The sequence below is a fragment of the Streptomyces sp. NPDC007808 genome, assembly GCF_042868655.1.
Lineage (GTDB): Bacteria > Actinomycetota > Actinomycetes > Streptomycetales > Streptomycetaceae > Streptomyces.
Map to the genome: position 1 here is coordinate 369,667 of NZ_JBIAEQ010000002.1, position 23,880 is coordinate 393,546.

At 72.5% G+C, this 23,880-nt stretch carries 24 protein-coding genes, 1 other RNA gene, 1 pseudogene and 1 riboswitch; of the genes and pseudogenes, 13 read left to right on the plus strand and 13 right to left on the minus strand.

The features are described 5' to 3' along the window. Window positions 1-116 precede the first annotated feature (116 nt). Window positions 117-521, minus strand: an RNA gene (gene rnpB / locus ACFYNL_RS07910) — RNase P RNA component class A. A gap of 102 nt (window positions 522-623) precedes the next feature. Between rnpB and ACFYNL_RS07915 the strand changes: the two genes are divergently transcribed. The 4 genes from ACFYNL_RS07915 (at window position 624) to eda (ending at window position 3,619) form a co-directional block, all read left to right on the plus strand. Further along, the gene (locus ACFYNL_RS07915) at window positions 624-1,388 is read left to right on the plus strand and encodes a MerR family transcriptional regulator (protein ID WP_388798377.1); all 765 of its coding nucleotides are present in this window, start codon (window positions 624-626) and stop codon (window positions 1,386-1,388) included. Then, window positions 1,385-2,017, plus strand: coding sequence for a hypothetical protein (locus ACFYNL_RS07920; RefSeq protein WP_388798380.1), 633 nt, complete (start codon window positions 1,385-1,387; stop codon window positions 2,015-2,017). Before ACFYNL_RS07915 ends, ACFYNL_RS07920 begins: the two co-directional genes overlap by 4 nt. Before the next feature lie 89 nt (window positions 2,018-2,106). After that, window positions 2,107-2,889, plus strand: a complete 783-nt coding sequence (yaaA, locus tag ACFYNL_RS07925; protein ID WP_388798383.1) for a peroxide stress protein YaaA — start codon at window positions 2,107-2,109, stop codon at window positions 2,887-2,889. A gap of 97 nt (window positions 2,890-2,986) precedes the next feature. Beyond that, window positions 2,987-3,619 carry a bifunctional 4-hydroxy-2-oxoglutarate aldolase/2-dehydro-3-deoxy-phosphogluconate aldolase gene (gene eda / locus ACFYNL_RS07930; protein WP_388798386.1) on the plus strand — a complete coding sequence of 211 codons (633 nt, stop codon included), beginning with the start codon at window positions 2,987-2,989 and terminating at the stop codon, window positions 3,617-3,619. On the opposite strand, the gene ACFYNL_RS07935 is transcribed toward eda, so the two are convergent. From ACFYNL_RS07935 to ACFYNL_RS07945, 3 genes are read right to left on the minus strand one after another with little or no spacing between them, the layout of a single operon-like run. After that, complete coding sequence (locus ACFYNL_RS07935) at window positions 3,602-4,984, minus strand: bifunctional RNase H/acid phosphatase (protein WP_388798389.1); 1,383 nt, start codon at window positions 4,982-4,984, stop codon at window positions 3,602-3,604. The genes eda and ACFYNL_RS07935 overlap by 18 nt on opposite strands. Window positions 4,985-4,995: 11 nt before the next feature. After that, window positions 4,996-5,739: a zinc ribbon domain-containing protein gene (locus ACFYNL_RS07940; protein WP_388800517.1), complete on the minus strand. Its 744-nt coding sequence runs from the start codon at window positions 5,737-5,739 to the stop codon at window positions 4,996-4,998. Continuing rightward, window positions 5,736-6,590: a Nif3-like dinuclear metal center hexameric protein gene (locus tag ACFYNL_RS07945; protein WP_388798392.1), complete on the minus strand. Its 855-nt coding sequence runs from the start codon at window positions 6,588-6,590 to the stop codon at window positions 5,736-5,738. Before ACFYNL_RS07945 ends, ACFYNL_RS07940 begins: the two co-directional genes overlap by 4 nt. A 300-nt stretch (window positions 6,591-6,890) precedes the next feature. Between ACFYNL_RS07945 and ACFYNL_RS07950 the strand changes: the two genes are divergently transcribed. Together ACFYNL_RS07950 and ACFYNL_RS07955 are read left to right on the plus strand one after the other, a co-directional pair. Then, window positions 6,891-8,267: a hypothetical protein gene (locus ACFYNL_RS07950; RefSeq protein WP_388798395.1), complete on the plus strand. Its 1,377-nt coding sequence runs from the start codon at window positions 6,891-6,893 to the stop codon at window positions 8,265-8,267. Between the two features lie 98 nt (window positions 8,268-8,365). Then, window positions 8,366-8,518 carry a hypothetical protein gene (locus tag ACFYNL_RS07955; RefSeq protein ID WP_388798398.1) on the plus strand — a complete coding sequence of 51 codons (153 nt, stop codon included), beginning with the start codon at window positions 8,366-8,368 and terminating at the stop codon, window positions 8,516-8,518. 62 nt (window positions 8,519-8,580) lie between these two features. On the opposite strand, the gene ACFYNL_RS07960 is transcribed toward ACFYNL_RS07955, so the two are convergent. The 6 genes from ACFYNL_RS07960 to ACFYNL_RS07985 form a co-directional block, all read right to left on the minus strand. Then, the gene (locus tag ACFYNL_RS07960) at window positions 8,581-9,519 is read right to left on the minus strand and encodes a 3-oxoacyl-ACP reductase (RefSeq protein ID WP_388798401.1); all 939 of its coding nucleotides are present in this window, start codon (window positions 9,517-9,519) and stop codon (window positions 8,581-8,583) included. A gap of 15 nt (window positions 9,520-9,534) precedes the next feature. Then, entirely contained in the window at window positions 9,535-10,611 is a 1,077-nt protein-coding gene (locus tag ACFYNL_RS07965) for a Zn-dependent alcohol dehydrogenase (protein WP_388798404.1), read from the minus strand. Window positions 10,612-10,642: 31 nt separating this feature from the next. Beyond that, window positions 10,643-11,500: a MaoC/PaaZ C-terminal domain-containing protein gene (locus ACFYNL_RS07970; protein ID WP_388798407.1), complete on the minus strand. Its 858-nt coding sequence runs from the start codon at window positions 11,498-11,500 to the stop codon at window positions 10,643-10,645. Between the two features lie 304 nt (window positions 11,501-11,804). Beyond that, window positions 11,805-12,659 (minus strand): hypothetical protein, encoded by an 855-nt coding sequence (locus ACFYNL_RS07975; RefSeq protein ID WP_388798410.1) that lies wholly within the window; start codon window positions 12,657-12,659, stop codon window positions 11,805-11,807. Beyond that, window positions 12,656-13,198 (minus strand): SigE family RNA polymerase sigma factor, encoded by a 543-nt coding sequence (locus ACFYNL_RS07980; protein WP_388798413.1) that lies wholly within the window; start codon window positions 13,196-13,198, stop codon window positions 12,656-12,658. The genes ACFYNL_RS07975 and ACFYNL_RS07980 overlap by 4 nt, the downstream gene beginning before the upstream one ends. Before the next feature lie 60 nt (window positions 13,199-13,258). Continuing rightward, complete coding sequence (locus ACFYNL_RS07985; RefSeq protein WP_388798416.1) at window positions 13,259-14,686, minus strand: MFS transporter; 1,428 nt, start codon at window positions 14,684-14,686, stop codon at window positions 13,259-13,261. A gap of 71 nt (window positions 14,687-14,757) precedes the next feature. Between ACFYNL_RS07985 and ACFYNL_RS07990 the strand changes: the two are divergent. The 6 genes and pseudogenes from ACFYNL_RS07990 to ACFYNL_RS08015 all read left to right on the plus strand — a co-directional run. Continuing rightward, window positions 14,758-15,044: pseudogene (locus ACFYNL_RS07990) on the plus strand (carboxypeptidase-like regulatory domain-containing protein); the annotation flags it as partial. A 95-nt stretch (window positions 15,045-15,139) separates the two neighbouring features. Further along, the gene (locus tag ACFYNL_RS07995) at window positions 15,140-15,790 is read left to right on the plus strand and encodes a class I SAM-dependent methyltransferase (protein WP_388798419.1); all 651 of its coding nucleotides are present in this window, start codon (window positions 15,140-15,142) and stop codon (window positions 15,788-15,790) included. 78 nt (window positions 15,791-15,868) lie between these two features. Further along, window positions 15,869-16,822: an N-acetylmuramoyl-L-alanine amidase gene (locus ACFYNL_RS08000; RefSeq protein ID WP_388798422.1), complete on the plus strand. Its 954-nt coding sequence runs from the start codon at window positions 15,869-15,871 to the stop codon at window positions 16,820-16,822. A 200-nt stretch (window positions 16,823-17,022) separates the two neighbouring features. After that, window positions 17,023-17,772: a hypothetical protein gene (locus ACFYNL_RS08005; RefSeq protein ID WP_388798425.1), complete on the plus strand. Its 750-nt coding sequence runs from the start codon at window positions 17,023-17,025 to the stop codon at window positions 17,770-17,772. Window positions 17,773-17,877: 105 nt separating this feature from the next. Beyond that, window positions 17,878-18,888: an LLM class F420-dependent oxidoreductase gene (locus tag ACFYNL_RS08010; RefSeq protein WP_388798428.1), complete on the plus strand. Its 1,011-nt coding sequence runs from the start codon at window positions 17,878-17,880 to the stop codon at window positions 18,886-18,888. A 55-nt stretch (window positions 18,889-18,943) separates the two neighbouring features. Continuing rightward, window positions 18,944-19,237, plus strand: coding sequence for a hypothetical protein (locus ACFYNL_RS08015; protein WP_388798431.1), 294 nt, complete (start codon window positions 18,944-18,946; stop codon window positions 19,235-19,237). Window positions 19,238-19,249: 12 nt separating this feature from the next. Here the strand turns inward: ACFYNL_RS08015 and ACFYNL_RS08020 are convergent, their stop codons facing one another. The 3 genes from ACFYNL_RS08020 to ACFYNL_RS08030 all read right to left on the minus strand — a co-directional run bounded on the left by ACFYNL_RS08020 (window position 19,250) and on the right by ACFYNL_RS08030 (window position 22,825). Further along, window positions 19,250-20,320: a prenyltransferase/squalene oxidase repeat-containing protein gene (locus ACFYNL_RS08020; protein WP_388798434.1), complete on the minus strand. Its 1,071-nt coding sequence runs from the start codon at window positions 20,318-20,320 to the stop codon at window positions 19,250-19,252. After that, entirely contained in the window at window positions 20,317-21,087 is a 771-nt protein-coding gene (locus tag ACFYNL_RS08025; protein WP_388798437.1) for a methyltransferase domain-containing protein, read from the minus strand. The genes ACFYNL_RS08020 and ACFYNL_RS08025 overlap by 4 nt, the downstream gene beginning before the upstream one ends. Window positions 21,088-21,223: 136 nt before the next feature. Further along, the gene (locus tag ACFYNL_RS08030) at window positions 21,224-22,825 is read right to left on the minus strand and encodes a glycosyltransferase (RefSeq protein WP_388798440.1); all 1,602 of its coding nucleotides are present in this window, start codon (window positions 22,823-22,825) and stop codon (window positions 21,224-21,226) included. Window positions 22,826-23,036: 211 nt separating this feature from the next. On the opposite strand from ACFYNL_RS08030, the gene ACFYNL_RS08035 reads away from it, so the two are divergent. Further along, a complete protein-coding gene (locus ACFYNL_RS08035) occupies window positions 23,037-23,657 on the plus strand; it encodes a TetR family transcriptional regulator (protein WP_388798442.1) in 621 nt (206 codons plus the stop codon). A gap of 37 nt (window positions 23,658-23,694) precedes the next feature. Continuing rightward, a riboswitch (TPP riboswitch) is annotated at window positions 23,695-23,872 on the minus strand. Window positions 23,873-23,880 lie beyond the last annotated feature (8 nt).

Below are 23,880 nucleotides of genomic sequence, written 5' to 3' on the forward strand. Positions count from 1 at the left end.
TCAGAGGACGGGACATGGCCGCTTCCGCCGCGCGACGCGGCAAGCCCCCGAACGATCGGAAAGGGAGTCCGCCCCGGATCAGGGGCACTTGCCGAGGCAAAAGCCGCAGGTAGCGGCAGACGAGTCGGGCTGTACGCCGGGTTCTGTTCCCAGGGTTCCTCGCGGAGCCCTGGGCGACGGCCATCCATCTAGGGCCGGCGTTGCCGCCGGCCTCGTGCGGTCTACCCGCGGACTCGGGCGGGCAGCCCTCGAACGTCCGCGCAGGAGCACCGAGGTGCTCCCTCTTGACCTTGCTCCGGGTGGGGTTTACCTAGCTGCCTGAGTCACCCCAGGCACTGGTGGTCTCTTACACCACCGTTTCACCCTTACCGAGGGCCGAAGCCCCCGGCGGTTTGCTTTCTGTGGCACTGTCCCGCGGGTCACCCCGGGTGGCCGTTAGCCACCACCCTGCCCTGTGGAGCCCGGACGTTCCTCGGGAAGCCCCCGTCAAGGGGACTCCACGCGGCCGTCCGCCCGGCTCGTCTGCCGTGTGGACCATGTTACCGGCCTGCGGGGGGCGGCCGTCGCCCGCACCGATCACACGGGCTTGACCCTCACGCAGCGTCAACGTCTCTACTGATCCCATGCGGATCGGAGAACTCGCCGCCGCCGTCGGCGTCACCACGCGGACCGTGCGGCATTACCACCATCAGGGGCTGCTGCCCGAACCCGAGCGGCGCCCGAACGGCTACCGGGACTACACCCTGCGGCACGCCGTCGTCCTCGCCCGGATCCGGCGGCTGACCGAGCTGGGGCTGGGGCTCGCGGAAGTGCGGGACGTGCTGGCCGAGGACGCCGGGAAGGATCTGGTCGAAGTGCTCACCGAGCTGGACGAGGACCTCGCCCGGCAGGAGGCGGCGATCCGGGAGCGGCGGGCCCGGCTGCGGGCGCTGCTGGAGACGGAGGGCGCCCTGTCTGCCGAGGGGCCCGTGTCGGCGGAGCTGAGTGAGCTGTTCGCGCGGACGTCGCCGCTGTCGGACTCCCCCATGGCCGCCAAGGACCGGGAGATCCTCGCGCTGCTGGATCAGGCGGCGTCGCCGGAGGTCCGGGAGCAGTTGACGTCCCTGTGGAGCGGGGCCCTCGGGAGTCCGGACGCGGTGGCCCGGGCGCACGAGGCGTACGCGCTGCTCGACGACCTCGCCGACGCCGAGTCCGACGACCCGCGCGTGACCGAGGCGGCCCGGCTGCTCGCCGGGCTGATCCCGCGGGAACTGCTCACGGAGGCGGACATCGACCAGGACAGCAGCTTCCTGCGTGCTTTCTACGCCGACTTCGCCCCGGCGCAGGCGGAGGCGATCCGCCGTGCCCTGCGGATCCTGACGCGGGCCCCGGGCGAGGGGCGGCCATGAGGGTCGTACGCGCGCTCGTGCGACATGAACTGCGGCTACTGGTCTGCCTGGGGCTGTGGGCGGTCCGGCGCCGGCACGTCCCGGAGGGCGGGCTCGCCTTCGGCTATGCGCGCGGGCAGGGGCCGATGATGTTCGGCTTCGCCTTCGTGTGCGTGATCGAGTCGCTGACCATGTCGGTGCTGCTGCGGGACTTCCCGGCCGTGCGCCGGGTGTGGCTGGCGCTCGACGTGTACACCGTCGTGCTCCTCGTCGGACTGCACGCCGCCTGCGTCGTACGGCCGCATGTGCTCGGCTCCGGCATCCTGCGCGTCCGGCGTGGCGTCCACCTCGACCTTCGCGTACCGCTGGAGAAGATCGCGAGCGTGCGGCGTGAGCTGCGTACCACCCATGAGCGGGCCGACGGGGAGCTCGACGTCGCCGTGGGCTCGCAGACCTCCGTCACGCTCGAACTCGCCGAGCCCGTCCCCTGCTTCTCCTTCCTCGGGCGCCGGAGTGACGTCCGCCTCGTCCGCTTCCATGCCGACGACGCGGACCGCGTGGTGACGGAGATCCGGGAGGCCACGGCCGGCATGCCGGGGCGTGGTGGGGGCGAGGGGCAGTCGCTCGGGGGAGCGCGAAGCACACCGTGAAGGGGACGGCGGGGCATACGGCCCCGTAGGGCGAGGGTCGCTCGGGGGCACGCCGTACCCTGTGGCGGAGTTCGATCGAAGGAGTACCTGTGCTTGTCCTGCTGCCCCCTTCCGAAGGCAAGGCCTCGTCGGGCCGGGGTGCCTGCCTGAAGCTGGAGTCGCTGTCGCTGCCCGGGCTCACCGGGGCCCGTGAGGCCGTGCTGGGCGAGCTGGTCGAGCTGTGCGGCGGCGACGAGGAGAAGGCGCGGGAGATGCTCGGGCTGAGCGAGGGGCTGCGCGGCGAGGTCGCCAAGAACGCCGGGCTGCGGAGCGCGGGGGCGCGGCCCGCCGGGGAGATCTACACCGGGGTGCTGTACGACGCGCTCGACCTGGCGTCCCTGGACACGGCGGCGAAGCGCCGGGCGGGGCGTTCGCTGCTGGTGTTCTCCGGCTTGTGGGGGGCCATCGGGGTCAACGACAGGATCCCCTCCTACCGCTGCTCGATGGGTGTGAAGCTGCCCGGGCTCGGGGCGCTCGGCGCGTATTGGCGGACGCCGATGGCGGAGGTGCTGCCCGAGGCCGCCGGGGACGGGCTCGTGCTCGATCTGCGGTCGTCGGCCTACGCCGCGGCGTGGAAGCCCAAGGGCGAGGTGGCCGGGCGGACGGCGACGGTACGGGTGCTGCACGCGCCGACGCGCAAGGTCGTCAGCCACTTCAACAAGGCGACCAAGGGGCGGATCGTACGGAGTCTGCTGACGGCCGGGGCCGCTCCGGCGGGTCCTGCGGAGCTGGTCGAGGCGCTGCGGGACCTCGGGTACGAGGTCGAGGTGGAGGTGCCCGCGAAGGCCGGGAAGGCGTGGACGCTGGATGTGCTGGTGACCGAGGTCCACTGACGGCGGGGTAGGGGGTCATGACAGGGCGTTGCAAGTAGGAGTTGCATTCCGTGCAACGGTCTTTGCGCAGGGTGCTCACCCTCGGCAGGATGAGGCCATGACCTCGGTCCTGGATCTCGCGCGCGTCGTTCCCGTGGTGGCGGTCGACGCCCCCGCCGATGCCGTACCGCTCGCCAGGGCGCTGGTGGCGGGTGGGCTGCCCGCGATCGAGGTGACCCTGCGGACGCCTCACGCGCTGGAGGCGATCCGGGCCGTCGCGGACGCGGTGCCGGACGCGGTCGTCGGGGCGGGCACGGTGATCACTGCGGACCAGGTGGGGCGGGCGGTGGCGGCGGGGGCGCGGTTCCTGGTGAGCCCCGGCTGGACGGACGTACTGCTGGACGCCATGCGGGGGTCCGGGGTGCCGTACCTGCCGGGGGTCTCGACCACGTCTGAGGTCGTGGCGCTGCTGGAGCGCGGGGTGCGCGAGATGAAGTTCTTCCCGGCCGAACCGGCGGGGGGCACGGCGTATCTCAGGTCGTTGTACGGGCCGTTGCCGCAGGCCCGGTTCTGTCCGACGGGCGGGATCGGGCCGGCGTCGGCGCCCGACTATCTCGCGCTGCCCAACGTCGGTTGCGTCGGCGGGAGTTGGATGGCCCCGGCGGACGCGGTGGCGGCGCGGGACTGGGGACGGGTGGAGGCGCTGGCGCGGGAGGCGGCCTGCCTCGAAGGCTCAGGCGCGCAGGTGTGACGTGTCGTTGAGGAGCCGTACGCTCGCGTTGCCGTCCGCGTAGTACGCCACCGCCGACAGTGAGGCCGCCGAGAGTTCCATGCGGAACAGGGACTCGGGCGGGGCGCCCAGGGCGAGGCGTACGAGCGTCTTGATCGGCGTGACGTGCGTGACGAGGAGGACCGTGCGGCCGGCGTACGCGGCGGTCAGCTTGTCCCGGGTGGCGGCGATACGGGTGGCGGTCTGCGCGAAGCTCTCACCGCCGCCGGTGGGGCACGCCTCGGGGTCGGCGAGCCAGGCGGTCAGGTCGTCCGGGTGGCGCTCGCGGACCTCGCCGAAGGTGAGCCCCTCCCAGGCGCCGAAGTCGGTCTCGCGCAGGCCGTCGTCCACGGTCACCTCCAGGCCGAGGCGGGCGGCGACGATGCCGGCGGTCTCCCGGGTGCGGGCGAGCGGCGACGACACGATGGCCTGGACGGTGCCGCGCTTGGCGAGGGCGGCACCGACCTTCTCGGCCTGTTCCCGGCCGATGGCGGAGAGGGAGGGGTCGGTACCGCCGCTGCCGGAGAAGCGCTTCTGAGGGGTGAGGGGCGTTTCGCCGTGCCGCAGCAGGACGAAGGTGGCCGGGGTGCCCATGTCGGCGGGGGCCCAGCCGGCGGAGGGAGTGGCGACGGTGCGGGCGGCCCGGGTGTCGGCCTCGGCCCTGGCACCGTCCGCGGTGGTCGCGGTCGTGGTCGCGGTCCCGTTCGCGGTCGCGGTGGCGGTCGACGTAGGGGTATCGACGTAAGGAGCGGAGGGAGCGGAGGGGGCGACCGAGGCCCGGCCCTCCGCCAGGGCCGCGCGGGCCCGCTCCGCGCCCGCGGCGGCGTCCGCGGGCGGCCCGGACGGATCTGACGGTTCGGGTCCGGCGGCGGACCTCGCGGCCCTGGCGTCAGCCGCCGCCGACTCCGCCGTGGAAGCGGCCGCCGACCACTGCTCGCCACGCTTCCCGGCGTCCATCGCCTCGTTGGCCAGCCGGTCGGCGTGCTTGTTCTGCTCCCTCGGGATCCACTCGTACGTCACCTGAGGGGCCGGGAAGACCCGTGCCGCCTCGAAGGCCAGCGGCTTCATGTCGGGGTGCTTGATCTTCCAGCGGCCCGACATCTGCTCGACGACCAGCTTGGAGTCCATCCGGACGTGGATCCTGGCCGCGGGGTCGAGGGCATGCGCGGCGCGCAGGCCCGCGAGCAGGCCCCGGTACTCGGCCACGTTGTTGGTGGCGAGACCGATGTACTCGGCCGTCTCGGCCAGCGTCTGACCGGTGGCCGCGTCGATCACCACGGCACCGTAGCCCGCGGGCCCCGGGTTGCCCCGTGACCCGCCGTCGGCCTCGACGATGAACTCCCGCACCGACCCGGCTCCTACAGGCCCGACTCGGCCGTACGGACCAGGATCCGGCGGCAGTTCTCGCACCGCACCACCGTGTCCGGCGCCGCCTTGCGGATCTCGTTCAGCTCGGTGATGGCGAGTTCCTGGCGGCAGCCCTGGCAGGTGCGCTGGTACAGCTTGGCCGCGCCGATGCCGCCCTGCTGGCCGCGCAGCTTGTCGTAGAGCCCCAGCAGGTCGGCCGGGATGGCGCCGGCGATGACCTCGCGCTCCTTCGTCACCGTCGCCACCTCGCCGTCGATCTCCTCGAACGCGGCGTCCCGGCGGGCGGTCGCGTCGTCGACCTTGCCCTGGACGGCACCGACCCGCTCGGTCAGCTCGGCGACCCGCTCCTGGGCGGACTCGCGGCGCTCCATGACCTCCAGGACGACGTCCTCCAGGTCGCTCTGGCGCTTGGCGAGGGAGACGATCTCGTGCTGGAGGCTCTCCAGGTCCTTCGGGGAGGTGACGGCGCCGGAGTCCAGGCGCTTCTGGTCGCGGGCGGCGCGCTGGCGCACCTGGTCCACGTCCTGCTCGGCCTTGGTCTGCTCGCGGGCGCAGTCGCTCTCCTCGGTCTGCGCGGCCACGAGCAGGTCGCGCAGCTGGGTGTGGTCCTTGGTCAGCCCCTCGATCTCGGCGTGCTCGGGCAGCGACCTGCGCCTGTGCGCGAGCTGCTGGAGGCGGACGTCGAGGGCCTGGAGGTCGAGGAGTCGGATCTGGTCGGCGGGCGCGGCGTTCAGTTGGGGGCTCCAGATGTATCCGTGGTTGAGGACGCCGCGTGGGCGGTCCAGGGGTCGGTGACCGTCTTCGAGACGTGGACGCGCAGGTCCCATCCGTGCCGGTCGGAGATCTCGTCGAGCTGGGCGGCGGCCAGCTCGCACCAGGGCCACTCGGTGGCCCAGTGCGCCGCGTCGAGCAGGGCGAGCGGGCTGTGGGCCACGGCCTCGGAGGCGGGGTGGTGGCGCAGGTCCGCGGTGAGGAAGGCGTCGACGCCCGCCGCCCGCACCTGGTCGAAGAGGCTGTCGCCGGAGCCGCCGCTGACGGCGACGGTGCGGACCGTCGCCTCCGGGTCGCCGGCCACGCGGATGCCCTGTGCGGTGGCGGGCAGCCGTTCGGCGGCGCGGGCGGCGAGTTCGCGGACGGTCACGGGGTGGTCGAGCTCGCAGACGCGGCCCAGGCCCCTGCGGCCCGCCGGGTCGGACGGGTCGGGCACCAGCGGTCGTACGACGCGCAGGTCCAGTGCGCCGGCCAGCGCGTCGCTGACGCCCGGGTCGGCGGTGTCCGCGTTGGTGTGTGCCACGTGCAGCGCGATGTCGTTCTTGATCAGCGTGTGGACGACCCGGCCCTTGAAGGTGGAGGCCGCCACCGTCGTCGTACCGCGCAGGTAGAGCGGGTGGTGGGTGACCAGCAGGTCGGCGCCCAGCTTCACCGCCTCGTCCACGATCTCCTGGACCGGGTCGACGGCGAACAGGACCCGGGAGACCTCCTGGTCGGGGTCGCCCACGACGGTGCCGACCGCGTCCCAGGACTCGGCCCGCTCGGCGGGCCACAGGTTGTCCAGCGCGGCGATGACTTCTGACAGACGGGGCACGAGGAACAGGCTACCTGTCCCCTCTTTGCGCCTGAACCGGCGCCGCTCTCGCCGGGCCTGGCCGATGGCCGTCGTCGCCCTCTGTGATCGGCCGTGGTGGTCGGCCGCGGCGATCGCTTGCGGTGATCTTCGCGGGAGTGACGCGGCGGTCGGCCGGCGCCGCCCGCGGCCCGCTCAGCACAATCGCCCCCTTTCCTCAGGCGAATCGTTCCTGGGCCACCCCTTTGTGTGAAGGGGAGGCCTGGCGATCCCACGTCTGTGCGTGCGAAAACTAGCTTCGTCACTGGAGGTGACCGGACCATGACGGCCTGTGCTATCGAGTCCGCGGCGGAGCGTGAGGACGGCGATGCGCCTCGGGCGGGATGCACGATCACTGCGGACGGCTCCTACGCCGCCCGCCTCGCGCTGGACGGCGACTGCTGGTTCCCGGAGCGCTGGACCCTGGACGGCCCCGAGCCCTACGCCGTGCCGCTGCCCGCCAACCAGCCGGAGGAGCCCGGCACCGAGGTGCACCCCATGGGTGACGGCCGGGTCCTGATCCGGCGCCGCACCGACGGACGCCATGTCTTCTCACTGCTCTACCCGACCGGTCCCGGCACTGGTGAACTGCCGCTCGGCGCGGTCCAGTGCCCCGAGGACGGGACCCGGATGCGGATGCTGCCCCCGGCGCCGGGCGGCGACAAGGCGTACGCCCTCGCGGTGGGCCGGCACTCCAGCACGGTGTGGCTGGTGGCGGGGGGCACCTTCGGGCCGGAGCGCGCCGCGGAGGTCCCGGGGCGCTGCTCGGGTGGGGTGTGGCTGGACCGGAGCGGGCGGATACTGGCCCTGGAACGGGAGTTCGAGGGCCGTACGAAGGCCGTCGTGGTCGATCTGGAGCGGGCCGGCGAGGTGTCGCCGCTGCTGCAGATCGCCGCCGACAGCGACGACCGGCTGCTGCTCGCCGACCCGGACAGCGGACTGCTGCTGATCGGGTCGGACGCGCCCTCGCCGGGACGGGCGCGGCTGGGCTGGGGCGTGCTGGGCAGTGCGTTGCCGGTGCGCTTCCCGGAGTGCCTGCGGATGCCCGAGTGCGCGGTGACGCCGTTCGCGATCCAGCCCGGGCAGGTGCTGACCCCGGAGCACTGCGGGGTGGCCCTGCGCATCGACGGGCCGGTCGGCAGCTGGGTCGGGGTGTGGCGGCCCGCCGAGCGGCGGGTACGTCATCTCGCGGCGCCCGAGGGGTGGTTGGCGGGTTCCGGGTTGTGGACGTCCGACGGGGTGCTCCAACTGCCGTACTCGACGGCGCAGGTGCGGTGCGGGGTGGCTCGGGTCGGGGAGGCCGCTGGGGAGGCCGCCGGGGAGGCGGTGGTGGCGGCCGAAGCGGCCTGGACCGGATGGAGACCGGAGGAATGGCCGGCGCGACAGCCGGAGGAATGGCCGGCGCGACGGCCGGAGGAAAGACAGGGGGAAAGGCCGGCGGAAGGGCCGGGGGGAAGGCCGGAGGAATCGCAGGGGGAAAGGCCGGCGGAATCGCGGGGGCAAAGACCGCAAGGGCCGGGGGGTGCGCCGAGGGAAGGGCTGGAACCGGGGCCGCTGTCGGCGTCGTCCCGGGCGGCGGAAACGGACCCTCCGCGTCCTGTCACGCCCCGTCCCGTGCCGCTGCAGCAAGCCCCCTTGGGCGGTCTTGTAACGAACTAGTGGCGGTTGGCGTGGCCGCCTGGATTCGGCCCGTGGTGGGCCGGTTAAACTCGCCCGGCTGTTTGAAAGATCATGTTTTGACGGGGTGAGCTTTACCGATGAGCAACGCGAGCACGACCCAGCCGTCGTCGGACGTCCAGGAGGCCGCCGGGCACGGCAGGCACCGGGGTCCGGTCTCGGTCCAGGACAGCGAGACGGCCCCTCGTGGCCGTCACCGCAAGCCGGTCGAGGAGATCGAGACCGCGGCCTGAACGCCGGGCAGCGAGAACGGTGTACGGCCCTGTCCCTCACGGGGGACGGGGCCGTTCCCGTGTCAGTCCCGCTTCAGCGCCAGCACTTCCGCCGCCGCGAACGTCTCCCCCCGCGGCCGCTCGGCGTAGTGCGGGGTGAGGAGCGCGTCGAGCTCGTCGTAGGTGAAGGTCTCCTGCTTGCTGTCGAACTTGGCCCGCACCCGCGGCCGTTCGACGACCGCCACCATGCCGCCGTGTACGACGAGCAGCTGGCCGTTGATCCGCCCTGCGGCCGGTGAGGCCAGATAGCCGACGAGCGGCGCGACATGCTCGGGGGCGAGCGGGTCGAGGCCGTCGGCCGGCTGCTCGAAGCCCGCGAAGACGTCCTCGGTCATCCGGGTGCGGGCGCGCGGGCAGATGGCGTTGGCGGTGACGCCGTACTTGGCGAGCGCGAGTGCCGTGGAGGTGGTGAGCCCGACGATGCCGCCCTTTGCCGCGGCGTAGTTGGGCTGTCCGGCGGAGCCGGCGAGGAACGCCTCCGACGAGGTGTTCACGATCCGCCCGTACACCGGGCCCTGCGCCGCCTTGGACCGCTCGCGCCAGTGCGCGGCGGCGAAGCGGGTGGTGTTGAAGTGGCCCTTGAGGTGGACCCGGATCACCGAGTCCCACTCCCCCTCCGACATCGAGAAGACCATGCGGTCACGCAGGATGCCGGCGTTGTTGATCAGGATGTCCAGCTTGCCGAACTCGCTGATCGCCGACTCCACCAGCTCCCGGGCCTGCCGGAAGTCGGCGACGTCCCCGGTGTGGGCGAGCGCCTTGCCGCCCGCCTCGCGGATCTCGGCCGCGACCTCCTGCGCGGGCCCGGTGGAGGCCGCGCCCGAGCCGTCCCTGCCGGGCTGCCCGTAGTCGTTGACGACGACGGCCGCGCCGAGCCGGGCGAGTTCCAGCGCCTCCGCCCGGCCGAGCCCCCGGCCGGCGCCGGTGACGATCGCGGACAGGCCCTCCAGTGGCAGTGACATACGCCCCCCTCGCCGTCAGATCTCGATGCAGGTGCGCAGCGCCGTGCCCGTGCGCATCTGGTCGAGCGCCTCGTTGATGCCGGCCAGCGGCACACGGTGGGTGATCAGTGCCGCGAGGTCGATGCGGCCCGCCCGCCACAGCGCGATGGTCCGCTCGTAGGAGCGCAGGACGTCGCCGCCTCCGTACATGGACGGCAGGATCCGCTTCTCGTCGAAGAACAGCTCGAACATGTTGAGCTGGAGGAAGTCGTCCATGGCTCCGGCGCCGACGATGACGAGGGTGCCGCCGCGCCGGGTGTTCTCGTAGGCCGTACGGGCGGTGGCGGACCTGCCGACGACCTCGAAGACGTAGTCGAAGCCCTCGCCCGCGGTGATCTCCTGCTTGGCGGCGGGCAGTTCGTCCGGTGACACCGCCTTGGTGGCGCCGAACCTCAGCGCGGACTCGCGGCGTGCGGGGACCGGGTCGACGGCGACGATCTCGGCGGCGCCCTTGAGCCGGGCCCCCTGGATCGCGGAGACACCGACGCCGCCGCAGCCGATGACGGCGACGGACGAACCGGCCTCCACCTCGGCGGTGTTGAGCGCGGCACCGAGCCCGGTGGTCACGCCGCAGCCGATGAGGGCGGCGATGTCGAAGGGGACGTCGTCGGGGACGGGCACCGCGCAGCCCGCGTCGACCACGACCTCCTCGGCGAAGGTGCCGGTGCCGGCGAAGCCGAAGAGGTCGCCTGCCGGGCGCTTGAAGTTGGGGGTTCCGGCGTTCATGAACCCGGCCAGGCACAGCTGGGTCTGGCCGCGCCTGCAGGCGGGGCAGGCGCCGCAGGCGGGGAGCCAGCAGACGACGACCCGGTCGCCGGGCTTCAGATGGTGTACGCCCTCCCCGACCTCCAGGATCTCGCCCGCGCCCTCGTGACCGGGCACGAAGGGTGCCGGCTGGGGCAGCACGCCCGCCATGGCGGACAGATCCGAGTGGCACAGCCCGGTCGCCCGCACCCGGACCCTCACCCTGCCGGGCCCGAAGCCCACCGCCTCGACGTCGTCGAGGACGTCGAGCTTGTCCTGGCCGATCTCGTGCAGTACGGCTGCTCGCATGGTGCGGCTCCCCTCGTACGGCGGTGTGGACTCAGGTGTGTTCGACGACGGTGTCGGCGAGGACGGGCGCGTCGTCCCGCTCGACCGCGCTCACCGCGACCCGCACGGCGCCCTGCGACGACCATGTGCGGATGCGCAGGGTCTCCCCGGGATACACGACCCCGGCGAACCGGGTGGCGTAGGACCGCACCCGGGTCACATCACCGCCGAGCAGCGTGTCGACGACCGCCTTGAGCGTGATGCCGTAGGTGCACAGTCCGTGCAGGATGGGCCGTTCGAACCCGGCGACCTTGGCGAACTCGGGGTCGGCGTGCAGCGGGTTCAGGTCGCCGGAGAGGCGGTAGAGCAGGGCCTGGTCCTCGCGGATCGACCGCTCGACGACCCGGTCGGGCTCACCGACGGGGGGTTCGAGACGGGCGGACGGGCCGCGGTCGCCGCCCCACCCTCCTTCTCCCCTTACGAAGATCTGGGCGTCGTTCGTCCACAACGGCCCGTCGGGGTCGGCGACTTCGGTGCGCATGACGAGGACGGCGGCCTTGCCCTTGTCGTGGACAGCGGCGATGCGAGAAGTGGCGGTCGCCTTGCCCCGCACCGGGATGGGACGGTGGACGGTCAGCGACTGGCCGCCGTGCAGGACCTTGGCGAGGTCCACCTCGACACCGGGCATGGACAGACCGCTGATCACCCCGGGCGATCCGGAGCCGGCGACGGTGGCGAAGCTGGGCAGGACGTGCAGGCGGGACTCAAGCGTGTAGCGCAGTTCGTCGGGGTCGGTCGCCGGGGTGCCCGCGCCGATTCCGAGGTGGTAGAGCTGCACGTCCTTGGCGTTCCAGGTGATCTCGCCCGTCCGGGGCTGCGCTGCAACGGCCTTGGCGGCGTCGATGGGCATGGGGCTCCTGAAGGCTCTTGGGGACCGAAAGACCCCGGTACGGCTGTCCGCACCGTCGGCCGCACCGAGGTCGTCACGGGCCGTTCTAGAACGCGTTCCAGTCCGGCGCCCTTTGTATAGCCGAGCGCAGCACACTTGTGAAGGCTTCTGACGCTTCATCAGGTCTGCTGCGTCGGGCAGGGTGTCCGCGGCGGTGGACGGGACCCGGGATCGCCCCGGAGACCGGCTCCCTCGGAAACCGGTTCCGCGCAGTCGCGCCGTCCCGCCGCCCCGCGCCCCCGCCCCCGCCCCCGACGCGCCACCGCTACTGCGTCACCCGCACCGACTCGTACGCCGTGCCCTCCGGCGCGAGGCACACGAACCAGTTCACCGGGGAACCGTCCACCGGGCGGATCACGAAGTCGTCGCTGTTGACGTCGCGGGCCCGGGAGACCACGGGGACCTCGGTGGTCGTACCGTCCTTCCAGGTGCAGGTGACCTGCTGCGCGGTGACGGCGACCTTGCCGACGACCAGGCGCTTCGGCCCCTCGGAACCGGGCTCCAGGGCGACCGCTGCGGTCTCGATGTCCTTGCCGGACATCGCCTCCTGCTCGGTGAACGCGTCCTCGATCAGCGTCGGGCTGCTCACCACGGTGCCGTAGCTCCACCTCACCGAGTACGAGCTTCTGCCGATCAGGTCGGAGGCCTGGCTCACGTCCGACGGGGCGCCCCCGAACTCGACCATCGCCGCCAGCTCGGCCTCGGCCTCCCGTTCGTCGCGGGGTGCCTCCCAGACGTCGATGTCGACCCGCCAGTCCTTGCCGCGCTCGGTTCCGGCGGCGAGCAGGGTCCGCTGGGGCGTGCGCACGTCCGGCGCCGGGGTGGCGGGCGGGCTCGTCGGCGGGCTGGTCGCCACCGAGGAGCCCCGGCTGCGGTCGCCGTCGCCGCCCGGCATGCCCGCCACGGCCAGTGTGGTCGCCGAGCCCACCAGCGCCAGGGCCGCCGCCGTGGCCGCAGCCCAGCGGCGGGTTCTGCGCCGGCGGCCGCCGCGGAGCACCGCGTCGTAAGGGGCTATGCCGACCTCGACCTCGTCCGCGGCTTCGGCGAGCAGGAAGGCGATGTCCGTGTGGGTCGTGTCGTGCTTGCTCATGCCGTGGTTCGTCTCCTGGTGCCCGCTCATCGCGTCCGCCCTCCCTGCGTCACCATCTCGGCCAGTCCCGGTATGGCGCGGAGTTTCGCGATGCCCTTGGCCGCGTTGCTCTTCACCGCGCCGACGGAGCACCCCATCGCCTCCGCCGTCTGCGTCTCCGTCAGGTCCTCCCAGTACCGCAGGACCACCGCCTCCCGCTGCCGCGCGGGCAGTTGCGCGAGAGCCGTCAGCAAGGTGCTGCGGTCCTCGGCCTGAGCGATGCGGTCACCGGCCTCCGCCACCTCGCGCACCAGGCCGGAGTCGTCCTTGGGCGCGAGGAACTCTTTGAGCCGCCTGCGGTGTCTGCGGGCGTGCGCGTTGATCATCACGCGCCGCACATAGGCCTCCGGGTCGTCGGCCGAGCCGACCCTGCGCCAGGCCACGTAGACCTGTTCGAGCGTCGACTGGACCAGGTCCTCCGCGGCGTGCTGCTCCCCCGTGAGGAGAAATGCCGTCCGCATCAGCCGCGGCCAGCGGCCGATGACAAAGCTCTGGAACTCCGAGTCCCGAGCCGCCTTGCGATCCCCCATGGGCACCTCCTAGATATTCAAAGGAGTCCATGAGCCCCTCGGACCGTTGCCTCCGTCGCCTCAGTTCGTCGAAGTCCTCCTCGGCAGCCACAGCAGCATCAGCACCGCCCCCGCCACGAGCACCGCCGTCGACGTACGGAAGACCAGGGCGTACCCCTCCGTCAGCGCCTGCGGCGACGTGCCGCCTTGCGAACGCGCCGCCGCGATCGTCGACATGACCGCGAGACCCAGCGAACCGCCCATCGTGCGCGAGGTGTTGACCAGTCCGGAGACCAGCCCCGCCTCGCCCGGCCGGGCACCGGACGTGGCCAGGGCGGCGAGCGGGGTGGCCGCCAGGCCCGCGCCCAGCATCATCAGCACGCCCGGCACCATGATCGACGTCAGGTACGCGCCCGTCACGTCCAGCGTGGACTGCCAGCCGAAGCCGACGGCCGCCACGACGGTGCCCAGCACGGCCACGTGGCGTACGCCCATCGCCCGCATCAACCGGGGGGCGAGCTTGGAGCCGACGATCACGGCCAGCGAGCTGGGCACCAGGGCCAGACCGGCCTCCAGCGGGGTGTAGCCGAGCACGTTCTGCGCGTACAGCGTCATGAAGAACCACATGCAGAACATCGCCGACCCGGACAGGAACATCGCCACGTTCGCCGACGACACCGACCGCAGCCGCAGCAGCCCGAGCGGCATCAGCGGAGCCGCCGTACGCGCCTGGACGGCGAGGAAGGCGCCGATCAGGACGAGCCCGGCCAGCAGCGGTACGACGGTGGCCGTCGCCGTCCAGCCCTCGGCCTCGGTCTGCGAGATGCCGTACGCGAGCGTCGCCAGCCCGGCCGTCACCAGGACGGCACCCGGCAGGTCCAGCCGGTTCCCGTCCTCGGCCCGGCTCTCCGCGAGCCAGAGCACCGCACCGGCCAGGACCACCGCGCCCACCGGCACGTTGATCAGCAGCACCCAGCGCCACGACAGCACGTCCACCAGCACCCCGCCGACGAGCCCGCCCGCGGCGCCGCCCCCGGCACCGACCGCGGTCCAGGTCGCGATGGCCCGTGCCCGCGCCGCCCCCTCCGGCACCGCCGCGGTCAGGATCGTCAGCGTCGAGGGCGCCAGCACGGCGGCGCCCAGTCCCTGCACGGCCCGGGCCACGAGCAGGTGCCACTCCTGCTGGGCCAGCCCGCCGGCCAGCGAGGCCAGGGTGAACAGGGAGAGCCCGACGAGGAACATCCGCTTGCGGCCGTAGAGGTCCCCGGCCCGCCCGCCGAGCAGCATGAACCCGGCGAAGGCGATGGCGTAGGCGTTCACCACCCACTGCAGTCCCTGCGCGCTGAGCCCGAGGTCGGCACGCATCGACGGCAGTGCCACGTTCACCACGGACACGTCGAGCACGACCAGGAACTGCCCGGCGCAGGCGAGCGCCACCACCAGCCAGGTGGGTGGCGCGGTACGGCGGGAGGTGCGGGTGGCGTCAGCGGCTCGGAGCATGGATGTCATGCTCTCAACCGCCGACGCTTCCGGCATCGGGATTTGGGCCTAGTGCCGCCCCTGCCACGGGCCTACGCCCGGAGCGCACCGAGGAGGCACTGCACGGTTCCGCGGCCGGGTCCTGGACGCCACCGCCATCCCGGTCGCCCGTGCCGATGTCACCCTGATCGACCGCCGGGTCCGGCGGGCCGGCGCGGCCCTCTCCGCCGAGGACGGCGGCTACGCCCTCGCCGTCCCCGCCGAGGGCGCCTACGTCCTGGCCGCCCGCGCCGACGGCCACGCCCCGCTCGCCTCGTCGGCGACGCACACGGGTGAGGGCGGCTCGGTCGAGGTGGGCCCGTCGCTGCCCGGGGAGACGGTCGGCGCCGGACACCCGCGCGCTCGCACCCCCGTCGTTCACCGTGCCGGGGGGTGTGGTGCACGATGGGCGCCCACACGCTCGTACGACCGAAAGGGACCCGCATGGCCCCGGCCCCCAAGCCCGAGATCCTGGCCGCGTTCGAGGCGGCGAAGGGCTTCATGCCCGCGGGCGAGGGGCTCGCCCTGTACGCGGCGGCCGTCGAGGCCGGACGGCTCGGTCTGCCCCTGCTGGAGGTCGGCACGTACTGCGGGCGCTCCGCGATCCTGCTCGCCGACGCCGCCCGCGAGACCGGGGTCACGGCCCTCACCGTCGACCACCACCGCGGCAGCGAGGAGCAGCAGCCGGGCTGGGAGTACCACGACCCGGAGACGGTCGACCCCGAGATCGGCCTGATGGACACGCTGCCGACGTTCCGCCGCACGCTGCACAGGGCGGGCCTGGAGGAGCACGTCGTGGCTCTGGTCGGCCGCTCCCCGCAGGTCGCGAAGGTCTGGAACTCCCCGCTCGGCCTGGTCTTCATCGACGGCGGCCACACCGACGAGCACGCGAACGCCGACTACGAGGGCTGGGCCCCGCATGTCGCCGAGGACGGACTGCTCGTCATCCACGACGTGTTCCCGGACCCCGTGGACGAGTTCACCGGGCAGGCGCCGTACCGCGTCTACCTGCGGGCTCTGGAGTCCGGGGCGTTCACGGAGGTGTCGGTGACGGACTCGCTGCGCGTGCTGCGGCGGACCGGCACCGGGTTCTGATCCACGGGAGGACTCCGGCCGCCGCCCTCGACCGTGGCGTACCGCCGCGGGCCGTGGTCGGCCCGTAAGGTGTCAGGCGTGTCGTACGTAGGTCCGGACTTCGATCCTTCCCAGCCCCGCCGCCGTCGCCGCCGCGCCCTGACCGTCGCGGCCGCCGCCCTCGTGCCGGGGGCCCTGCTCGGATGGGTGATGTACGAGGCGGTGGGCGGTTCCGGCGACGGAGGCGGCTCAGGCAGCGCGGCCGTACGGTCCTCCCAGGGGCCGTCGGGCTCGGTGCCGACCGACGCCTCCACGACCGACGACAAACCGCCGGGCCCCACGCCAACCGCCGACTCGACCTCGGCGCCCGGCACCTCCGGCCCCCTCAAGGGCAAGGTGGTGGTGGTCGACCCCGGTCACAACCCCGGCAACTTCCGGCACACGGCCGACATCAACCGCCAGGTGGACATCGGCACCAACCGGAAGGAGTGCGACACGACGGGCACCTCCACCAACGACGGTTACACGGAGGCCGAGTTCACCCTGGACGTCGCCCACCGGCTGCGCGTCCTGCTCCAGCGGCAGGGCGCCACCGTGAAGTTCACCCAGGACGGCGACCGCCCGTGGGGCCCGTGCGTGGACGAGCGGGCCCGTATCGGCAACGAGGCGCACGCCGACGCCGTCGTCTCCATCCACGCGGACGGCGCGGGCAGCGGGCAACGGGGATTCCACGTCATCCTCCCGGGCAAGGTGGACGAGGGCGCCGCGCACACCGGCCCGATCGTCGGCCCCTCCCGCGACCTCGGCGAGCGCATCGCCGGCTCCTTCGTCCGCGTCACGGGCAGCGCCCCCTCCGACTACGTCGGCGACGGCACCGGCCTGGTCACGCGCAAGGATCTGGGCGGTCTCAATCTCTCAACGGTGCCCAAAGTGTTCATCGAATGCGGCAACATGCGCGACAGCAAGGACGCGGCACAGCTCACCGACGGCGCGTGGCGACAGAAGGCGGCGCGGGGGATCTCTGAGGGAATCGTGAGTTTCCTGCGCGGGTAGTGATCGGCGGTTGATCCCGGCGGACACCCTCGTCGGTCGGACGATAAGGTCGTCCCTACGATGAGGGGCCACCCCCTGCGCTTCACACCGGGGCCTGACGGCGACATGGTGACAGCGACGCCTCCAGCGATGCCGATGACGAGACGACTGACGAAGGACCTCCTGAAGTGAATATCCGCTCCCTCACTAGAGGCGACGGCGTGGTGATCGGAGCAGCGGTATTGCTGTTCATCGCGTCGTTCCTCGACACCTACTCCGCCGCAGGGTTCGAGCTGAACTCCAACGCCTGGGAGAACCTCGGCGTCGGCTTCGGCATGTACCTGGGCGGGGTCATCGGCGGTGCCCTCATCGTCGTCAACCACTGCCTCCCGCAGCCGCGCAAGGTCATCGGCCTGGACCTCGGGACAGTCGGCACGGCATTCGCGGTTCTCTCCGCATGGAGTCTGTTCTGGACGCTGGTGGACGTCCCCGAGGGGGGCAGCGCCGCCGCCGGGCTGATCCTCGGCTTCATCGCCGCCCTCCTCCTCGCCGCCGGCGCCATCGCCACCCCCCTCGTCCCCGCCCTCCAGGCCGCTCTCCTGCCGGCCCCCAGCCCCGCCGCGCCCCAGCCGTACGGCGCCCAGCCGCCCGGTGGTTACGGCTACCCGGGTGCCCAGCAGCCGGGGCAGCCGCAGCAGCCGTACGGTGGACAGCCGCAGCCGGGGCAGCCGTTCGGCGGGCAGCAGCAGCCGCAGGCGCCCGCGCCGGCCGCGGACTTCTCGCCGTTCTGGTTCGCCGTGCCCGTGCCGCGTCCGCTGTTCCCGGAGGACGGTTCGCAGACGCCGATCGCCGAACTCGCGCCGGGCACCTGGTACCTGGCCGTCGAGCAGCGTGGCGCCGCCCTGGTCGCGCAGACGCAGGACGGCCGCCGTGGCGTGCTCCAGGACACCTCGGGCATCCAGCGCGGCTGAGCCCCGTACGTCGTACCCGACGGCCCCTCGCCCTTCCCGGCGGGGGGCCGTTGTCGTACAGTCGCAAGCCCACGGCATGGATCTGACGTACCGTCAGGAGGCGGCATGCGGCTCGGGCTCGCACTCGGCTACTGGGGCCGCGGCCCCTCCGCGGACCACGTCCCCCTCGCCCAGGAGGCCGAGCGGCTCGGCTATGACTCCGTGTGGACCGCGGAGTCCTGGGGTTCCGACGCCTTCACCCCGCTGACCTGGATCGCCGCGCGGACGTCGAGGATCAGGCTCGGTACGGGCGTTGCCCAGATGGCGGCCCGCTCCCCGACCACCACCGCCATGCACGCCCTGACCCTCGACCACCTCTCCGGGGGGCGCGTGATGCTCGGCCTGGGGCTGTCGGGGCCGCAGGTGGTGGAGGGGTGGTACGGACGGCCGTTCCCCGCCTCGCCGTTGACCGCCACACGCGAGTACGTCGACGTCGTACGGCAGGTGCTGCGGCGCGAGGCGCCGGTGGCGCTCGACGGGCGTTTCCACTCCCACCCGTACACCGGGCCGGACGGCACCGGGCTCGGCAAGGCCCTCAAGCCCATCACCCATCCCCTCCGCCGCGATCTGCCGATCCTCCTCGGCGCCGAAGGACCGAGGAACGTCGCCCAGACGACCCGGATCGCCGACGGCTGGCTGCCGCTCTACTGGTCGCCGAACAGGCCGGACGCGTACGGGGACGCGGTGGCCGACCTGCCGGAGGGCTTCGTAGTCGCGCCCCTGGCCCAGGTGCGGGTCTGCGACGACGTCGCCGAGGGACTGGTCCCGGTGAAGGTCATGCTCGGCTTCTACATCGGCGGCATGGGCCACGCGGCCCGCAACTTCCACGCGGACCTCATGGCGCGCATGGGGTACGAGGAGGAGGCCCGCCGCATCCAGCGGCTGTTCCTGGAGGGCCGCCGCGAGGAGGCCGTCCGCGCCGTCCCGGACGCCTTCGCCGACGAGATCTCCCTGGTCGGCCCGCGCGAACGGATCGCCGAGCGGCTGGAGTCGTGGCGCAAGGGGCCGGTGACGGACCTGCTCGCCCTCGCCCCCGACGCGCACACCCTGCGGGTCCTCGCCGAACTCAATTCCTGAACTGCCGCCGCGACGGGCCGGGTTTCATCCAGGGTTCAAGGGCAACCCGAAGGGCATGTCCCCTCGATATCGCAACGGTGCGAACCAGGCCGGCACGGTCATCGCGATCGTCGCCGACATCATGGCCCTCATCCTGGGCCTGTGGATCCTCATGTACCTGCTGGACGCCAACCGCGCGAACGACTTCGTGCAGTTCATCCATGACGCGGCGCGCTGGCTGGCGGGGTGGTCCTACGACCTGTTCACGTTCGACGCGGCGTGGGCCCGTGTGGTCGCCGGGTACGGACTGGCCGCCGTGGTCTACCTGTTCGTCGGCCACGCCATCGCCAATCGGGTGCACCGGCACTGAGGCCCTGACCCCTCAGGCGCAGCAGTCCGGGTCCAGTCCCGTCGGCAGCTGCTCGCCGCCGAACACCGCGCAGGTCGCCTCGTGGCCGCCGAGTGCGGCGACCGCCAGCAGCAGCGACCCGGCCGTCCATGTCGTCAGCTCACGCGGCCAGACGGCGTCGTCGTCGAAGACGTAGCCCGTCCAGTACAGGCCGCTCTCCGGGTCGCGCAGGTGCTGGATGGACTTCAGGACGTCCAGCGCCCGGTCGGACTCGCCCATCGCCCAGAGCGCGAGGGCGAGTTCGGCCGACTCCCCGCCCGTGACCCACGGGTTGGGGACGACACAGCGCACACCGAGGCCGGGGACGACGAAACGGTCCCAGCCCTCCTCGATGCGGGACTTGGCCTCCGCACCCGTCAACGCGCCGCCCAGCACCGGGTAGTACCAGTCCATCGAGTAGCGGTCCTTGTCCAGGAACCGCTCCGGGTGACGGCGGATCGCGTGCCGCAGCGCCCCGGCCGCCAACTCCCAGTCCGGCTGCGGCTCCTCACGCTGCTCGGCGATCGCGAGCGCGCAGCGCAGCGCGTGGTGGATGGAGGACGACCCGGTCAGCAGCGCGTCCGCGGTCGCCGTGCCGTCCTCGTCGCGCCGCCAGCCGATCTGGCCGCCGGGCTGCTGGAGCCGGAGCACGCACTCGATCGCCGCGTGGACGGACGGCCACATGCGGTCCAGGAACGTGTCGTCGCCGGTGGAGAGGTAGTGGTGCCAGACGCCTACGGCTATGTAGGCGACGAAGTTGGTCTCGCGCCCGGTGTCGGTGACGTCGTCGAAGGCGCCGTCCTGGTAGGCGGCGTACCAGGAGCCGTCCTCGTTCTGGTGCCTCGCCAGCCACGCGTACGCGCGTTCGGCCGCGGTGTGCTCACCGGCCGTGTCCAGCGCCATCGCCGCCTCGACGTGGTCCCACGGGTCGAGGTGGTGTCCGCGGAACCAGGGGATCGCCCCGTCCTCCCGCTGTACGGCGAGGATCCCCGCGACGGTCGCGGCGGCCTGCTCGGCGGTGAGGACCCCGGGCAGCACGAGGTGTTCTGTCCGGGGGGTCGTCACTTGGCGGCCGCCTCGGAGGTCTCGGAAGTCCCGGAGGTCTCGGACAGCCGCGGCAGGTGCGGCTTGGTCGCGTACGCCACGAAGCTCTTGCCGATCAGCGGGTTCAGCGCCTGTTCGGCGACCCGGGTGGCCAGCGGCTTCTTCATGATGTCCCAGACCAGCAGCTTGTGGTACGCCCGCACCGGCAGCGCCTTGTCGTTGTCGACGCCGAACGCGCACTTCAGCCACCAGTACGGGGAGTGCAGGGCGTGGGCGTGGTGGGTGCCGTAGGGCTTGAGGCCGGCCTCGCGCATCTTCGCGAGCAGTTCGTCCGCCTTGTAGATGCGGATGTGGCCGCCCTCGACCTCGTGGTACTCGTCGGACAGCGCCCAGCAGACCTTCTCGGGACCGTAGCGCGGGACGGTGACGGCGATACGGCCGCCGGGCTTGAGCACCCGGACCATCTCGGCGAGGACGCCCTTGTCGTCCGGGATGTGCTCCATGACCTCGGAGATGATGACGACGTCGAAGGACTCGTCGGGGAAGGGCAGCGCGAGGGCGTCGCCCTCCATGGCATTGGCCGTGGCCCCCTCCGGCGCCTCCCCCGCCTCCTTCATCGCCGCGAACCACTTCGCGACCTCGCGGATCTCCTCGCCGTTCTGGTCCAGCGCGACGACCTGGGCTCCGCGGCGGTAGCACTCGAACGCGTGCCGGCCGGCACCACAGCCGAGGTCCAGGACACGGTCGCCCGGGGCGAGCGGGAACCGGGAGAAGTCGACGGTCAGCACGTGGGCCTGCTTTCGCGGTCGGAAGGGTGGGGGTGGGAGGAGGACGGGGAGCAGGTCGAGGGGGTGGGGCGGGCGGCGGAACCGGACAGGGGTGAGCAACCGGACCGGCCTGGGCCGGTGTTCGCGGGAACGGCGGTCATGAAGCGGCCTCGCCGACCCTCGCGGACTCTCCGACCAGCGCGGCCCCACCGGCCCTCGCGGACTCGCCGACCCTCGTAGAGTCACCGACCCTCGTAGAGTCACCGACCCTCGCGGAGTCACCGACCCTCGCAGAGTCACCGACCCGCACGGACTCGCCCACCATCGCGGACCCGGTCTTCGTGGTCACCCCGGCGCTCGCGGCCCCTGTCCTCGTGCCCGGCCCGGTGCCAGTGGTGGCTCCGCCGCGGCCCGTGCCCGTCGCCGCCGAGCCGCCCGGACTCCGGCCCGCCGCGTCCGCCATCGCCTCGCGGTACCGGGCCACCGTGCCCTGCGCGGCCCGCGCCCAGGTGAAGTGCCGCAGGACGCGCTCCCGTCCGGCCGCGCCCAGCCGAAGGCGCAGCTCCTCGTCGCCGAGCAGCAGGCTCAGCGCGGCGGCCAGCGCTCCGGGGTCGCCCGGTGGCACCGCCAGGCATGTCTCCCCGTCGCGTCCGGCGACCTCGGGGATCGCGCCGCCGGTCGTGGCGACCAGCGGCGTGCCCGTGGCCATGGCCTCGGCGGCCGGCAGGGAGAAACCCTCGTAGAGGGACGGCACGCAGGCCACCTGCGCGGAGCGGACGAGGTCGACGAGTTCCGCGTCCGAGATGCCCTTGACGAAGTCGACGGCGCCTTCGAGCCCGTAGCGCTCCATCGCCTGCGCGACCGGGCCCTCCTCGGGCCGCTTGCCGACGACGACGAGGTGGGCGTCGGGGTGCTCGGCACGGACCTTGGCCAGTGCCTCGACGAGGAAGACCAGGCCCTTGAGCGGGACGTCGGCGCTGGAGGTGGTGACGATCCGGCCGGGGATCCGCCGTACCGCGGGATCCGGCGAGAACAGGTCGGTGTCCGCGCCGATGTGCACGACGTGGACGCGGTCCTCGCGTACGCCGAGATGCTCGACGATCTCGGTGCGGGACGTGCCCGAGACGGTCAGCACCGACGGCAGGCGGCGGGCCACGCGCTTCTGCATACGGGTGAAGGCGTACCACCGGCGCACCGACATCCGCCGCTGCCAGGTCGGCGCCGCGTCCAGCTCCAGTTGGCGGTCGACGGTGATGGGGTGGTGGATGGTGGTGACGAGGGGCGCACCCACGTCTCCCAGCAGTCCGTAGCCCAAGGTCTGGTTGTCGTGCACGACGTCGAACTCGCCGCGCCGGGCGCGCAGATGGCGGCGGGCGCGCAGCGAGAAGGTCAGCGGCTCCGGGAAGCCGCCGGTCCACATGGTCGCGACTTCCAGCGCGTCGATCCAGTCGCGGTACTCGTCGCGCCCCGGAGTGCGGAAGGGGTCGGGCTGGCGGTAGAGGTCGAGGCTGGGGAGCTCGGTGAGGGTCAGGCGGCCCGCGTGGTCCTCGTCGTCGTCGAGGACGGGGTAGGGCTGGGAGCCGATGACCTCGACGCGGTGGCCGAGGCGGGCCAGCTCGCGGGAGAGGTGTCTGACGTAGACGCCCTGGCCGCCGCAGAACGGGTTCCCTTTATAGGTGAGAAGCGCGATGTCGAGCGGTCGCTCGCCGTCGGCGGCAGGGTCCTCCGCGGGCCCGGCCTCCCTGGCCTCAGCGGTCACTCCAGGCCCCCTTCTCCCTGCTCCGGTCCCGCGAGATTACGCGGGGACGCTAATGTAGAACAAGTTGCAGACTTGATCGTTCGAGAGGCTCTGAATCTACCGGCAGGTAGCGCCGCTGTGAGCGGTGGATCAGGTGATTCACACCACGGCCGACGCCCTGGCATGCTCTGTCCGGTCACTCACCCTCACCGACTGTCACGGAACGGGATCCATGCCTGCGGAAGCAAGTAGCGCCCCCGCCTCAGCGCCCCTCACCGAGCGGCAGGAGGCCCGCCGCCGGCGCATCCTGCACGCCAGCGCGCAGCTCGCCAGCCGGGGCGGCTTCGACGCCGTACAGATGCGGGAGGTCGCGGAGTCCTCGCAGGTGGCGCTCGGCACGCTGTACCGCTACTTCCCGTCCAAGGTGCATCTGCTGGTCGCCACGATGCAGGACCAGCTGGAGCACATGCACGGCACGCTGCGCAAGAAGCCGCCCCAGGGGGAGACGGCGGCGGAGCGGGTGGCCGAGACGCTGATGCGCGCCTTCCGCGCACTGCAGCGCGAGCCGCATCTGGCCGACGCCATGGTGCGGGCCCTGACCTTCGCCGACCGCAGCGTCTCCCCCGAGGTGGACCAGGTGTCCCGGCAGACGACGGTGATCATCCTGGACGCGATGGGGCTGGAGGACCCGACACCCGAGCAGCTCTCCGCGGTCCGCGTCATCGAGCACACCTGGCACTCGGCCCTGATCACCTGGCTCTCGGGCCGTGCCTCGATCGCCCAGGTGAAGATCGACATCGAGACGGTCTGCCGCCTGATCGACCTGACGAGCCCGGAGGGGCACGCGTCGTAGGGCCTGGGGGCACGCACAGGACCTGCGGGCACGCGTAGGACCTACGAGACGGGTTCCCTTCGCCGGTATTACCCGGATCAGGTGTTGGGGGTCGCCGTCCGGCCCGACTACTGCCTTCCGGCCTCTCAGCCCGGACCGTCGATGTCGGCCCCAGCGGAAGCCATTGCCTCTCGCCAGAGTCGGCTACTCCGGTTCGGACTCCCTCACTCGTCCCGTAGGCCTA